Source organism: Rhodovulum sp. PH10, from assembly GCF_000293785.1.
Classification (GTDB): domain Bacteria; phylum Pseudomonadota; class Alphaproteobacteria; order Rhizobiales; family Xanthobacteraceae; genus Rhodoplanes.
Window position 1 is genome coordinate 49,061 of record NZ_AKZI01000113.1, and the last position, 14,066, is coordinate 63,126.

Genomic DNA, 14,066 nt, shown 5'->3' on the forward strand with positions numbered 1-14,066 from the left:
GAACCGCTTCGCTTCCGCGCGGTTCCGCCACAGGCGAACGAAATTCCCGTGAAGTCTCCGTTGTGTCGGCTACCCGTCGGCGGCGATCGCCGGCCGGTGACCGGGTGGTGACCCGGCAGGGCGGCCGGCAGGGCGACCCCGGACTCCGGCGGGCCGGCAAATCTCTTTAAATCCGCCGGCGGCCGGCTTACATCGCTCGGTACCAGCCGAAGGACATCCCATGCGTACAGAGCAAGCCCGTCCGGTCCGCCTCGCGGACTATCGCCCCCCCGACTGGCTGGTCGACACGGTCGATCTCGACGTCTCGCTCGATCCCGCCCGCACGCGGGTGAAAGCGCGGCTGTCGCTGCGGCCGAACCCGGCGGCGGCGGCGCCCGCGCCGGTCACGCTCGACGGCGACGAGCTGACCCCGGTGTCGGTGGCGATCGACGGCACGCGCCTCGCGCCGGAAGACTATCTCGCCACCGCCGACGGCCTGACCATCCCGCAGCCGCCCTCCGGCCCGTTCGTGCTGGAGATCGAGACCGAGCTGAACCCGTCGGCCAACACCAAGCTGATGGGGCTCTACCGCTCGAGCGGCAACTACTGCACCCAGTGCGAGGCGGAAGGCTTTCGCCGCATCACCTATTTCCCCGACCGGCCGGACGTGATGGCGGTCTACACCACCCGCATCGAGGCCGCGAAGGACGAGGCGCCGGTGCTGCTCGGCAATGGCAACCCGGTCGAGGCGGGCGACATTCCCGGCACCGGCCGGCATTATGCCGTGTGGCACGATCCGCACCCGAAGCCGTCCTATCTGTTCGCGCTGGTCGGCGGCCGGCTCGCTGCCCGCACCGCGAGCTTCACCACCATGTCGGGCCGTACCGTCGCGCTCGGCGTCTATGTCGAGACCGGCAAGGAGGACCGCGCGGCTTACGCCCTCGAGGCGCTGCAGCGGGCGATGCGCTGGGACGAGGAGGTGTTCGGCCGCGAGTACGACCTCGACGTCTTCAACATCGTCGCGGTCGCCGACTTCAACATGGGGGCGATGGAGAACAAGGGCCTCAACGTCTTCAACGACAAGTACGTGCTGGCCTCCACCGACACCGCGACCGACCAGGATTTCGCCGGCATCGAGGCGGTGATCGCCCACGAGTACTTCCACAACTGGACCGGCGACCGCATCACCTGCCGCGACTGGTTCCAGCTGTGCCTGAAGGAAGGCCTCACCGTCTTCCGTGATCAGGAGTTCTCCTCCGACATGCGCTCGCGCCCGGTGAAGCGCATCGCCGACGTGCGGGTGCTGCGCGGCCATCAGTTCGTCGAGGACGCCGGCCCGCTCGCCCACCCGGTGCGCCCGGAGGTGTATCGCGAGATCAACAATTTCTACACGGCGACCGTGTACGAGAAGGGCGCCGAGGTGGTGCGGATGCTGAAGACCCTGCTGGGTCCGGAAAAATTCCGCGCCGGCATGGACCTCTATTTCGCGCGCAACGACGGCCGCGCGGCGACCATCGAGGATTTCGTCTCCTGCTTCGCCGACGCCGGCAAGGTCGATCTGACGCAGTTCATGCTGTGGTACGCGCAGGCCGGCACGCCCGAGATCGCGGTGACCACGACGCACGATCCGCATGCCAAGACCTTGACGCTCGAGCTCGCCCAGATGGTGCCTCCGACGCCCGGCCAGCCTTCCAAGGCGCCGATGGCGATCCCGCTCGCGCTCGGCCTGGTCGGCCCGGACGGCGACGATCTTCCGCTGGTGCTGGAGGGCCACGGGCCGGTCGAGCGCGGCGTGATCGTGCTGACCAAGCCGGCGGAGACCTTCGTGTTCACCGGCATCGCCGAGCGGCCGGTGCCTTCGCTCGGTCGCGGCTTCTCGGCGCCGGTCAAGATCCAGGCGGATCTGTCGAGCGACGATCTGCGCTTCCTCGCCGCCCACGATTCCGACCCGTTCAATCGCTGGCAGGCGGTGCAGACGCTCGCCTCGTCTCTCCTCATCGACAACGTGGCGGCGATCCGCTCGGCCGGCAACCTGCATCACGACGGCGGGCTGGTGCACGCGCTCGGCACGCTGCTCGCCGACCAGACGCTGGAGCCCGCCTTCGTCGCGCAGGTGCTGTCGATCCCCTCCGAGGGCGACATCGCCCGCGACCTCGGCCGCGAGGTCGATCCCGAGGCGATCTTCCTCGCCCGCCGCGCGCTGCGACGCGCGATCGGCAACGAGCTCGCGCCCGCACTCGCCGCGACCCGCGGCCGGATGCGCACCGGCGCGCCCTATGGCCCCGACGCCGCCAGTGCCGGCCGCCGCGCGCTCGCCAATGCCTGCCTCGATCTGATGGCGGCGCCCGGCGGGGCGGAGGCGATCGCGCTCGCCGCGGCGCAGTATGCCGAGGCCGACAACATGACCGACCGGATGGCGGCGCTGTCGACCCTCTCGCTGCATCCGGGAGATGCGCGCGAAAACGCGCTGGCCGACTTCCTGCAGCGCTACGAGGCGAACCCGCTGGTGATCGACAAGTGGCTCGCCCTGCAGGCGATGATCCCGGAGGCGGGAACGCTCGACCGGGTGCGCCGGCTCACCGAGCACTCGGCCTTCTCGCTCGGCAACCCGAACCGCGTGCGGGCGCTGATCGGCTCGTTCGCGCAGGCCAACCACACCCAGTTCAACCGCGCCGACGGGGCCGGCTACGCCTTCGTCGCCGACATCGTGCTGGAGCTCGATGGGCGCAACCCGCAGGTCGCCGCCCGCATGATGACCGCGTTCCGCTCGTGGCGGGCGCTCGAGCCCGCGCGGCGGGCCAAGGCGCGTGCGGCGATCGAGCGGGTGGGGGCGGCGGCGTCGCTGTCGCGCGACCTCGCCGACATCGTGCAGCGCTCGCTCGGCGACGCCTGACGCACCGGCGTCGGCACCGCGCCGGCAGCGCGGCACTGCCGACGCGACACCGGCGACGCGACGCGGGCGAGCCGGCCGTCGCGCCGGCCGCCTACCGTCCGGCCCGGCCGGATGCCGCCGCGACGGCACCCGAGTCCGGCCGGACTCCCTGAAAACACGTAGGCTTTCGGCATTGTGGCCAAAAGCCGCCAAAAATGATTCGGCGACTCTCGACAAATCACTCGTCTTCGATTCAAATCCGATCGTTCGGGAGATGCGGCACATCCTTCCGACTTTCAGGAACGATCCGAACGGAGGCTGGCGATGGCGCCCGCTCACGGTGCGAGCGCGTCTGCGAGTACCGATTCCATCAAGGGACTGGCGCAATCGGTCGCGAGGCCGACCTATCGCCGGCTCTTGATCGCCGAGCCGGTGCTGCGGCGCGCCGTGCCGGTGCTGATCATCGTCTTTCTGATCACGATCGCGGCCGGCGCGGCGGTGCAGATCCGTGACGCGCGTCATCACGCCGCCGGCATGGTGGCGAACGAGATCGAGATCCTCGCCGCGTTGCTGGTCGAGCGCTTGGGCGACGTCACGGTGGGCGCCGGCGCCGATCCGGTCCGTCTGCAGGAGGCGGTGAGCCGCCTGATCGGCAGCGATCCGGCGCTGAAGGACCGCGACGTGTTCGTCACCGACGCGAACGACGTGGTGATCGCCTCGACGCCGCCGGAGCGCGCCCGCGGCCACGGGCTCGCCGATCTCGTGTCGGCGACCGCGGGCGAGGATTTGCTCGGGCGCCGCGCGAGCGTGCTGCTGGTCGATCTTCCCGACGGACGCCGCGGGTTGTCGACGCTGCGCCGGCTCGCCGCTCCGCTCGGGCACGTGCTGGTGATCGCACCCGATCCGCCGGCGCTGTCGGTATGGCGCTCCGACACCGCGCTGACCATCACGCTGTCGGCGACGACGAGCTTCGTCGTGCTGATCCTCGGCTTCGCCTTCCATTGGCAGACGGTGCGCGCCCGCGAGGCCGATCTCATTCACGACACCGTCCGCCACCGCATCGACACCGCGCTCAATCGCGGCCGCTGCGGCCTGTGGGACTGGGACCTGTCGTCCGGCCGGATCTTCTGGTCGCACTCGATGTTCGCGATCCTCGGCATGGAGGCGAGCGACGAGCTTCTGACCTTCGGCGACGTCGAGGCGCTGGTGAACCCGCAGGACGTCGACCTCTATGCGCTCGCCGCCCAGATCAGCGACGGCAAGACCAAGGCGATCGACCGCGCCTTCCGCATTCGCCACGCCCGTGGCGACTGGGTGTGGGTGCGGGTGCGTTGTGAGATCATCCGCGAGGCGCACGAGCGCGGCCTGCATCTGATCGGCATCGCGGTCGACATCACCGAGCAGAAGAGCTTGGTCGAGAAGACCGTCGCGGCGGACCTGCGGCTGCGCGACGCGATCGAGACGGTGCCGGAAGCCTTCGTCCTGTGGGACTGTGAGAACCGCCTCGTTCTGTGCAACTCCAATTTCCAGCAGCTCTACAATCTGTCGGACTCCGCCGTGGTCGCCGGCACCTCCTACGAGGCGGTGCTGGCCGCCGGCAGCCAGCACGTGGTGCGCACCATCGTCAACGAGACCGGCGCTGCGGCGCCGGGTGGGCGCACCTTCGAGGCGCAGCTCGACGACGGCCGCTGGCTGCAAATCAGCGAGCGCCGCACCAAGGACGGCGGCTACGTCTCGGTCGGCACCGACATCACCAAGATCAAGCGGCACGAGGAGAAGCTGATCGAGAGCGAGCGCCGGCTGATGGCGACGGTGCGCGATCTGAGAACGTCCCAGCAGGCGCTGCAGAGCCAGGCCCGTCAGCTCGCCGAGCTCGCCGAGAAATACGCCGAGGAGAAGACCCGCGCCGAGGTCGCCAACCAGGCGAAGTCCAAATTCCTCGCCAATATGAGCCACGAGCTGAGAACGCCGCTCAATGCCATCATCGGCTTTTCCGAGATCATGGAGGCGCGGCTGTTCGGCCCGCTCGGCGTCGACCGCTACGACGAGTACTGCCGCGACATCCGCGCGAGCGGCCAGTATCTGCTCGAGGTGATCAACGACATTCTCGACATGTCGCGCATCGAGGCGGGCCGGCTGCGGCTCGACGTCGAGGAGGTCGAGGTCGACCGCATCCTCGCCGACGCGATCCGCGTGGTGTCGAAGCGCGCGCTGGACAAGTCGCTGACGGTGACGTCGAGCATCGGCGAGGGCCTGGTGCTCGACGCCGACCGGCGCGCCATCAAGCAGGTGGTGCTGAACCTTCTGTCGAACGCGGTGAAGTTCACGCCGGACGGCGGCGAGGTGCGGGTGCACGGCCGGCTGAAGAAGAACGCGGTGGTGGTGGCGATCGCCGACACCGGCATCGGCATCTCGCGCAAGGCGCTGGAGCGGCTCGGCCGGCCGTTCGAGCAGGTCGAGGATCAGTTCACCAAATCGCACCAGGGCTCGGGGCTCGGCCTGGCGATCTCGAAATCGCTGATCGAGCTGCATTCCGGGACGATGCGGATGCGCTCGACCCCCGGCCGCGGCACCGTCGTGGTGGTGCGCTTCCCGCTCGACGACGAGGCGCGGGAGGTGTCACGACTGATGCCCGAGCGCGAATCCGAGCGCGAGGTCGCCTGAGCCCTTCGCGCGCCGTCTCGTCTCGATGGCCTCTCGAGCTTCATTGTTCGATGTCCCGTACGGGGCGTGCGGTTCTCCCACTGTTTCCGAGCGCTCCGGTCGTGCACATCTGAGCCGGGGAGCTTTTCAGGGAGATCGATCATGACCAGCATCGAGAAGGCCGGCACCCACGTGCTCGGCGACCGCGCGGTGAGGCGGCTCGGCTACGGCGCCATGCAGCTCGCCGGGCCCGGCGTGTTCGGGCCGCCGAAGGATCGTGCTGCGGCGATCGCCGTGCTGCGCGAGGCGGTGGCGAGCGGCGTGAACCACATCGACACCAGCGACTTTTACGGGCCGCACGTCACCAACCAGCTGATCCGCGAGGCGCTCGCGCCCTATCCGGACGATCTCGTGCTGGTCACCAAGATCGGCGCGGTGCGCGGCGCCGACGCCTCGTGGAACCCGGCCTTCTCGGCCGAGCAGCTCACCGCGGCGGTGCACGACAATCTGCGCAATCTCGGGCTCGACGTGCTGGAGGTGGTCAATCTGCGGCTGATGTTCGGCGTTCACGGTCCGGCGGAAGGCTCGCTCGAGGCGCCGCTCACGGCGCTGGCGGAGCTGCAGCGCAAGGGGCTCGTCCGCCACATCGGGCTGTCCAACGTCACCCCGACCCAGATCGCCGAGGGCCGGCGCATCTGCGCGATCGCCTGCGTGCAGAACATGTACAACGTGATGCACCGGGACGACGACGCGCTGATCGACGACCTCGCGCGCGAAAACGTGCCCTATGTGCCGTTCTTTCCGCTCGGCGGCTTCACGCCGCTGCAGTCGACCGTGCTGTCTCGGGTGGCGGCGCGGCTCGGGGCGACGCCGATGCAGGTCGCGCTCGCCTGGCTCCTGAGGCGCGCGCCGAACATTCTGCTGATCCCGGGCACGGGGTCGGTCGCGCATCTGCGGGAAAACCTCGCGGCGGCCGAGCTGTCCTTGCCGGACGATGCGGTCGCCGAGCTCGAGGGGGCGGCGCGCACCGCCGCCTGATCTCTGGCCCGCCGTCGATGGAGAGGGGGGGCGGCCACGCCCCTCCGCTTTCCTCGCAGCAGCGAAAAACACCCTGGGAAAAAAAAACGCCCCGCCCGGATCGTGCGACCGGCACGACGGGGCGGAGCGCCATTCTTGTTCTTGTTGTCGGTCTTCGAGGTCTTCTTCTTTTTATTGGTCGTCGAGCGAGCCGGCCGCGCCAGGCGGCCGGCGTCGCGTCACATCATGGAGAAAGCTCCTCCAGCGACTTGCCCTTCGTCTCGATCGCGAACAGCGCGGTGATCAGGCCGCCGATCAACGCGACACCCGCAAAGGCCGCGAACACCCAGCGGATGCCGTAGCCCGCCATGATGAAGCCGACCATCGCCGGACCGATCGACGAGCCCGCCCTGAGCCACGCGCTGCCGAGCGCCGTGCCGATCGCGCGCATGCGGGTCGGATAGAGCTCGGAGGAGTAGAGGTAGAGCGAGAAGGCGATGGTCTGCAGCACGGCGTAGACCATGGTCGCGAAGATCAGGATCTGCGTCGCCGAGGTGCCGCCGAGCACCGCCAGGGTCGCCAGCGGGATCACCGCGATCACGAACGCCGCGATGTACCAGGGCTTGCGGCCGACCTTGTCGATCAGCAGCGCGCAGGCGACCGAAGCCAGCACGCCGAAGGCCGAGGTGGTCCAGCCATAGGCGAGCGCGGTCTGCAGCGGCAGCTTGAACACGCCTTTGTAGAGCGTGGGCAGCCAGGTGATCATGCCGTTGTTGATCGTGTACGCACACACCCAGAGCGCCCAGATGGTCAGCGTCCGCTTGCGGTAGATGCCCTTGAACAGCTCGCGCCAGTCCGACTTGGCGGTCGCACGCGGATCGACCGGGCGCGGGGTCGGCTCGGGCAGCGGCAGGCCACGCTTGGTCGCCTCGTCCTCGAGCTTGGTGACGATCTTGTCGGCCTCGGCGAAGTGGCCCTTGGAGGCGAGCCAGCGCGGCGATTCCGGCATCAGCCACCGCAGCGGGATCGACAGCACCGACGGCACCAGGCCGACGATGAACATCGCCCGCCAGCCGTACACCGGCACCAGGAAGTAGCCGATCAGGCCCGCGAACATCAGGCCGACCGGGAAGATCACCTCGTAGAGAAGGAAGAACCGGCCGCGCTTGCGGGCGCCGATGAACTCGTTGATGTAGGCGCTCGCGACCGGCACCTCGCCGCCCGTGCCGATGCCCTGCATGAAGCGGAAGGCCATCATCGACATGCCGCTCCAGGCGAACAGGCAGGCGAAGTCCATCGCGACGAACAGGAGAATGGTGATCAGCAGGACGTGAAGGCGGCCGATCTTCTCGGCGAGCCACCCGAAGAACACGGCGCCGACCAGCTGGCCGATATACCCGGCCGCGATGATCAGGCCGACCTCTTTCGGGGTCAGGTGCCATTCCGCCACCAGCTGCGGCATCGCGAAGGCGATGGCGAGCACGGTGTAGGCGTCGAAGAACGTGGCGACGCCGACGATGACGCGGATGGTCATCAACCGGCGCGTGATCGGGAGACGCTCGATCCGGGCGACGATCATTTGCATCGCTTGGGATGCCGATGAGCCGCCCACGGCTTGTGCCGTCGTCATGGTGAACCCCTGTGCTGCGACGGCCGCTCGTCGGGGGAACGAGGAAACCCACCCGGGGAAGGTGAGCCGGGTGGCCCGCGCGGCCACCCGGCAGACGTCGCGTCTGCGGTTACGACACGGTGCCGGTCACCGGCACCTATGGGAGCCTCGCCCTCAGGCGGCGGCTTTCGCGGACTTGCCGGCGAGGCCGAGGCCCGCCGCCTTCATCGCGTTCGCGATCTCGACGTCGGCGCCCTCCGGCAGCGGCAGGAGCGGCGTGCGCACCGTCGCGTGCTCGAGGATGCCGCGGGCGACCAGGGCGTGCTTGAGCGCCACCGTGCCTTCCATGTGCGAGCCGCGGTGGTACACGGCCTTGGTCACCGGCAGCAGACGGTCGTGCACGGCGCGGGCCTTGGCGTAGTCCTTCGCCTTGCCGGCGGCGATCAGCTCGACCAGCGGCTCCGGCGCGATGTTGCCGTAGCCGACCAGCGCGCCGTCGACGTCGAACATGGTGTGCAGCAGATACTCGTCGTGGCAGGTGAGCACCTGGAGGTCCGGCTGGGCGGCACGGATCACCGGGATCTCGGTGTCCCAGCGGCGCATGTTGCGCACGCCGTTCTTCATCGCGAACACGCCGGGCTGCGCGGCGATCTCGAGCAGCGTCTCGAGATTGTAGGTCGCCTTGGTCACGTCCGGGTACTGGAACAGGATCAGCGGCAGGCCGCTCGCCTCGTAGACGGCCTTGTAACGATCCTGCGGCGCGCCCTTCTGATAGCCGAAGCGCAGCCAGCCGTGCGACGGATAGAGCAGGCCGGCCTTGGCGCCCGCCTTCACCGCGCGGGCGGCTTCCGTGCCGGCGATGCCGGTGCCCTCGCGGGTGATGCCGGCGATGATCGGGATGCGGTCCTCGACCGACTTCACGAAGCTCTCGATGACGGCGATCTGCTCGTCGTCGGTGAGGAAGGTGCCCTCGCCGGCATGGCCGAGCACGACGAGGCCCTTCACGCCGTCGATCGAGCCGAGCCAGGAGCCGAGCCGTTGGATCGCGGCATGGTCCACCGCGCCGTCGCGGGTGAACGGCGTCACGGGTGCGGGTACGAGACCCCGGACGTCGAGCTTGTTCTTGGTCGTCATCGAACTCTCCTTTTTTGGGTTCGGTCTCGGTTTCTCGGCACGTACGACCCGGCGGGACCAGCCGGGGCGCAGCGCGGTCAGCGGATGCCGACCGCGCTGGTCGATCCGCTCGCTTCCTGGGCGCGGGCGATGTGGCGGGCGGCCTCTTGCATCGGGCCGAGCGCGCGGGCGGTGAGATCCTCCGGCGAGGACTGGATCGCCGGGGTCACCACGCTGATGGAGCCGGTGGCGAAGCCGTCGCGGGCGAGCACCGGCACCGCCAGCACGCGCAGCCCGTTCGACACCCGCGAATCCTCCAGCACGTAGCCGGCCTCGCGGATGCGGGCGAGGAGGGCGTCGAGCTCCGGCCGCTCGGGCGGCCGCAGCGTGGTCGGGTGGCGCGGCGGCATCGCCAGCACGCGCTCGAGCCGCTTCTCGGGGGTGAAAGCGAGAATCGCCCGGCCGATCGAGGTGACCGCCGCCGGGATGGTGGTGCCGATGCGGATGTCGACGCCGAGCCGGGTGAAGCCGGCGCGCACGCGCTCGATATAGAGGGCGTCGGCGTCCTCCAGCACCGCGAAGCTCGCCGCCTCGCTCACCTCGTCGACCAGCGATTGCAGCAGCGGCCGCACCAGCGCCCGCAAATCCTTGTGGGCGATCGCGTTGAAGCCGAGATCGAGCACCTTCAGCGACAGCCGGAAGCGCCGGCTCTCGGGAATGCGCACGACGTAGCCGACCTCGACCAGCGTGTTGAGCATGCGGAAGGTGGTGCCGGCATCGAGCCCGGAGACCGCGGCGATCTCCGACAGCGTCATCTCGTCGGCGTCGCTCGAGAACGCCTCGAGGACCCGCAAGCCCTTGGCGAGAGACTGGACGGAGCTCTTGCCGTCCTTCGGATCGAGGCGCCGCAAGCCGAGCGGCTTGGTCGCGTCGGACGCCGAAGCGGACTTCCCGTTGGGCAGTGTCATGGGTCCCTCCGGCCGGTTTTTCGGATAGCGAAAATTTTTTCGCATCTATGAGCGGAAGCTAGAGAGGCCCCAGGAGCGTGTCAACGACGGCACGGATGCCGCCGACGCGGAGCAGCCCGGCGATAAATGCAGGCATAACGGGAGGGAATTTCACTCGGCAGCCGGTCGCTGCAGCGCAGCAATAACCCGATCGGATCGGGGCTTCGGAGAGTTACGGACATTCTCCGAAACCCTCGCCGACGACCGATTCTGTCGACCACGCATCGCCTCTTGGCACGTCGGGCGAGACCGCTTACCTCGGTCCGGGACAGCATGCACAAGGGATGCCGATGGCCGCCGACCTCGTCTTCGACAAGAGCTTCGATCTCGCGCCGGGACGGGCCGAGGAGGTGTATCCGGGGGTTCGCCGGCTTTTGTGTGACAATCCCGGACCGTTCACCTGGAAGGGCACGGTGAGCTACGTGCTCGGCCGCGGGCGGGTGGCGATCGTCGATCCGGGGCCGGACGACGAGCGGCACGTTTCGGCGCTGCTCGATTCGGTGCGCGGCGAGACGGTGACCCACGTGCTGGTCACCCACACGCATCGCGACCATTCACCGGCGGCGGCGCGAATCAAGGCGGCGACCGGCGCCGAGATCTTGGCGGAAGGGCCGCACCGGCCGGCGCGGCCCTTGAATGTCGGCGAGGCGCCGCGGCTCGAGGCCTCGAACGACGTCGATTTCCGGCCCGACCGGACGCTCGTGGACGGCGAGACGGTCGAGGCCGGCGGCTTCGTGATCGAGGCGGTGGCGACCCCCGGCCACACGGCGAATCACCTGGCCTTCGCGCTGCGCGGCACCGAGGTGCTGCTGGTCGGCGACCACGTGATGGCGTGGGCGACCTCGGTGGTGGCGCCGCCCGACGGCGCGATGAGCGACTACATGGCCTCGCTCGAGAAGCTCGCCGCGCGCGACGAGCAAATCTATCTGCCCGGCCACGGCGGCGCGGTGCGCGACGCCAAAAACTTCGTCGGCGGCTATATCGAGCACCGGCGTGGCCGCGAGGCGTCGATTCTCGGCCGGCTGCGCAAGGGCGCGGCCGACATCCCGACGCTGGTGCGGGCGATCTATATCGGCCTCGATCCGCGCCTGGTCGGGGCCGCCGGCCTGTCGGTGCTCGCCCATCTCGAGGATTTGGTCGGGCGTGGCGTGGTCGCGACCGACGACGGCGTGCCGTCGGCCGCCGGCACCTATCGCCTCGCCTGACCGCGCCGGGCCGGCTCCGCCGGTTTCGGCGGCGGCTCCGGCTTGATGCCGGCGGCGAGCGTGTCGAGGTCCTCGAGGAAGTGCGTCACGCGCGCGGCGTTGATGCCGAGGTCGCGGTCGCCGTAGCGGGACGAGGAGCGCATGTCGACCCGCGTGCCGGCGCCGATCGCGCGGAAGCGTAGCGCCACGTCGTCACGGAACGTCATCACCGGGGTGAGCGCCACCGCCTCGATGAAGCCGTCGCGCCGCATGGTCACCGGCGGACGGGCGTTCACCACCTTCCATTTGCGCTTCTCGACCAGCTTCAGCGCCGCGCGATAGACCGCCTCGGGCGGGGCGTCGAGCATCAGGGGCTCGATGTCGGGATAGGCGCTGCGTTGCAACTCGGCGGCATAGAGGCCGGCATACATCACCGGATTGGCGGCGCGGGTGCGCAGCTGCGCGATCGCCTCGTAGCGCGGCGGATCGAGCGCGTCGGTGGTGATGTCGGTGATCGGCGGCAGCTTCCAGGTGGTCGCGGCGAGATAGGCGGGATAGGCGAGGATCACGAGCCCGAGCGCGATCGCCGACACCGCCCGCCCGAAGCCGGAGGCGCCGGTGTGCCAGATCACCGCGAAGGCGAGCAAGGCGACCAGGATGCCGAGCACCGAGAGGGCGAGGCCGGCGCCGAGCGTCACCACCACCGGCACGGTGTCGAGCAGGCCGGCGCGGGCGATCACGATCGCCAGGAGCACGACGGCGAGCGAGAACAACACCAGCCGCTGCGACCACAGCGCGAGACGGGAGGGCGGCTCCTCGGCGATCCGGCGGCGCATGTCGACCTTTCCGTGCGGCGGCTCGATCGCCGTGCGGCGCCACCGATAGTGCGAAGCGCCGTGGCTGGCAACGGCGGTTCTCGCGCGATCGATCCGGTGGTTGCCGCGCACCGCGAACGGGTCGCCCCGCGTGCCGAGCGGGCGTGCGATAGCGGCCGCATTGGCGTATGGTCGAGGCCCGTTCCGCCCGCCTTTTCGAAAGTTTCAGCAATGACCGTTTCCGGAAATCAGGCCGTTCGCGACATCGAGACACTCGTTCACCCCTACACTGATCTCGCCACCCACAGAGACACCGGGCCGCTGCTGCTCGAGCGCGGGCAGGGCGTGTTCGTCTACGACACCGCGGGCAAGGATTACATCGAGGGCATGGCCGGCCTGTGGTGCCTGTCGCTCGGCCACGGCAACGAGGAGCTGATCGAGGCGGCGACCACGCAGATGCGCCGGCTCTCCTTCGCGCATCTGTTCAACGGCAAGAGCCACGATCCGGCGATCGAGCTGGCCGAGACTCTCAAGGCGATGGCGCCGGTGCCGACCTCGAAGGTCTTTTTCTGCAACTCCGGATCCGAGGCCAACGACACCCAGGTCAAGCTGGTGCGCTACATGAACAACGCGCTCGGCCGCCCGCAGAAGAAGAAGATCGTTGCGCGCGAAAAGGCCTATCACGGGGTGACGGTGGCCTCCGCCTCGCTCACCGGCCTGCCGGCCAATCACGCCGATTTCGACCTGCCGATTCCCGGCATCCTGCACACCGGCTGCCCCTATCATTATCGCATGGCGCAGGAGGGCGAGACCGAGGAGGAGTTCTCCACCCGGCTCGCCGCCGAGCTGGAAGCGCTGATCGAGCGCGAAGGGCCGGAGACGGTCGCCGCCTTCATCGCCGAGCCGGTGATGGGGGCCGGTGGGGTGGTGGTGCCGCCCGCCGGCTATTTCCCGAAGATCCAGGCGGTGTGCGACAAGTACGACCTCTACGTGATCTCCGACGAGGTGATTTGTGGGTTCGGGCGGCTCGGAAAAATGTTCGGCTGCGAGGTGCTCGGCTTCCGGCCCGATTCGCTGTCGGTCGCCAAGGCACTGTCGTCGGCCTATCTGCCGATCGCCGCGGTGACGGTGCCGGAGACGATGTACGACGCCATGCTCGACGAGAGCCGAAAGCTCGGCTCGTTCGCGCATGGCTGGACCTATTCCGGCCATCCGGTGGCGGCCGCGGTGGCGCTCAAGACCCTCGAAATCTATCAGCGCGACAAGATCGTCGAGCAGGTGCAGGCCAAGATCCCGCAGTTCCGGCAGCACCTCGCGCAATGCGCCGAGCATGTGCTGGTCGGGCAGGCGCGGGGCGTCGGGCTGGTCGCCGGGCTCGAGCTGGTCGCCGACAAGGCGACCAAGCGGGCGTTCGAGCCGTCGAAAGGGGTCGCGGCGCGCTGCGTGCGGTTCGCCGAGGAGGAGGGCTTGATCGTGCGCGCGCTGTCGAACGACACCGTGTCGGTCTGCCCGCCGCTGATCATTTCGCCCGAGGAGATCGACGAGCTTTTTGCGCGCCTCGGCCGTGCGCTCGACCGCACGCTCGCCTGGGTGCGGCAGGGCTGAAGCGCCTTCGCCGGTGCCGGGCGCGTTCCACGGCCGTTCGGTTCGTGCTCGGGAGATGCCACGCGTGCAGCGCTGCTCCCTCTTCCCGCAAGCGCTACGGCATGCACACGAGGGCAAAAAACGTGGGATTTCGATGAGAGTGGGATTTCGCTGAGAAAGGTGGAGCTCGCCAGGACCTCCGCCGTCATCGCCGGGCTTCGACCCGGCGATCCATCAAACCGA

The 14,066-nt window shown here is 69.1% G+C and carries 9 protein-coding genes; 5 read left to right on the top strand and 4 right to left on the bottom strand.

The features are described from left to right. The first annotated feature begins 220 nt into the window (after positions 1-220). From pepN to A33M_RS17275, 3 genes are all read left to right on the top strand, one after another. Positions 221-2,872, top strand: coding sequence for an aminopeptidase N (gene pepN, locus A33M_RS17265; RefSeq protein ID WP_008389757.1), 2,652 nt, complete (start codon positions 221-223; stop codon positions 2,870-2,872). A gap of 303 nt (positions 2,873-3,175) precedes the next feature. Then, a complete protein-coding gene (locus A33M_RS17270; protein WP_008389760.1) occupies positions 3,176-5,515 on the top strand; it encodes a sensor histidine kinase in 2,340 nt (779 codons plus the stop codon). Between the two features lie 141 nt (positions 5,516-5,656). Next, positions 5,657-6,532, top strand: coding sequence for an aldo/keto reductase family oxidoreductase (locus A33M_RS17275; protein ID WP_008389762.1), 876 nt, complete (start codon positions 5,657-5,659; stop codon positions 6,530-6,532). 223 nt (positions 6,533-6,755) lie between these two features. Here A33M_RS17275 and A33M_RS17280 read toward each other — a convergent pair whose 3' ends face one another. From A33M_RS17280 to A33M_RS17290, 3 genes are all read right to left on the bottom strand, one after another. After that, positions 6,756-8,045 (bottom strand): MFS transporter, encoded by a 1,290-nt coding sequence (locus A33M_RS17280; RefSeq protein ID WP_202801937.1) that lies wholly within the window; start codon positions 8,043-8,045, stop codon positions 6,756-6,758. Positions 8,046-8,294: 249 nt separating this feature from the next. After that, entirely contained in the window at positions 8,295-9,254 is a 960-nt protein-coding gene (locus A33M_RS17285; protein ID WP_008389766.1) for a dihydrodipicolinate synthase family protein, read from the bottom strand. A gap of 77 nt (positions 9,255-9,331) precedes the next feature. After that, positions 9,332-10,201 (bottom strand): IclR family transcriptional regulator, encoded by an 870-nt coding sequence (locus tag A33M_RS17290; RefSeq protein WP_040621352.1) that lies wholly within the window; start codon positions 10,199-10,201, stop codon positions 9,332-9,334. A gap of 329 nt (positions 10,202-10,530) precedes the next feature. Here A33M_RS17290 and A33M_RS17295 point away from each other — a divergent pair, with 329 nt between their 5' ends. Next, on the top strand, positions 10,531-11,445 hold the full coding sequence (locus tag A33M_RS17295) for an MBL fold metallo-hydrolase (protein WP_202801938.1): 915 nt from the start codon (positions 10,531-10,533) through the stop codon (positions 11,443-11,445). On the opposite strand, the gene A33M_RS17300 is transcribed toward A33M_RS17295, so the two are convergent. Continuing rightward, positions 11,430-12,260, bottom strand: a complete 831-nt coding sequence (locus A33M_RS17300) for a DUF1499 domain-containing protein (RefSeq protein ID WP_040621354.1) — start codon at positions 12,258-12,260, stop codon at positions 11,430-11,432. The genes A33M_RS17295 and A33M_RS17300 overlap by 16 nt on opposite strands. A 210-nt stretch (positions 12,261-12,470) precedes the next feature. Between A33M_RS17300 and A33M_RS17305 the strand changes: the two genes are divergently transcribed. Further along, complete coding sequence (locus A33M_RS17305; RefSeq protein WP_008389774.1) at positions 12,471-13,844, top strand: aminotransferase; 1,374 nt, start codon at positions 12,471-12,473, stop codon at positions 13,842-13,844. Positions 13,845-14,066: the final 222 nt, after the last annotated feature.

Bases quoted from the DNA above. Each gene is read 5' to 3' on its own strand.
- pepN (WP_008389757.1), top strand. From the start codon at position 221: ATGCGTACAGAGCAAGCCCGTCCGGTCCGCCTCGCGGACTATCGCCCC.
- A33M_RS17270 (WP_008389760.1), top strand. From the start codon at position 3,176: ATGGCGCCCGCTCACGGTGCGAGCGCGTCTGCGAGTACCGATTCCATC.
- A33M_RS17275 (WP_008389762.1), top strand. From the start codon at position 5,657: ATGACCAGCATCGAGAAGGCCGGCACCCACGTGCTCGGCGACCGCGCG.
- A33M_RS17280 (WP_202801937.1), bottom strand. From the start codon at position 8,045: ATGACCATCCGCGTCATCGTCGGCGTCGCCACGTTCTTCGACGCCTAC.
- A33M_RS17285 (WP_008389766.1), bottom strand. From the start codon at position 9,254: ATGACGACCAAGAACAAGCTCGACGTCCGGGGTCTCGTACCCGCACCC.
- A33M_RS17290 (WP_040621352.1), bottom strand. From the start codon at position 10,201: ATGACACTGCCCAACGGGAAGTCCGCTTCGGCGTCCGACGCGACCAAG.
- A33M_RS17295 (WP_202801938.1), top strand. From the start codon at position 10,531: ATGGCCGCCGACCTCGTCTTCGACAAGAGCTTCGATCTCGCGCCGGGA.
- A33M_RS17300 (WP_040621354.1), bottom strand. From the start codon at position 12,260: ATGCGCCGCCGGATCGCCGAGGAGCCGCCCTCCCGTCTCGCGCTGTGG.
- A33M_RS17305 (WP_008389774.1), top strand. From the start codon at position 12,471: ATGACCGTTTCCGGAAATCAGGCCGTTCGCGACATCGAGACACTCGTT.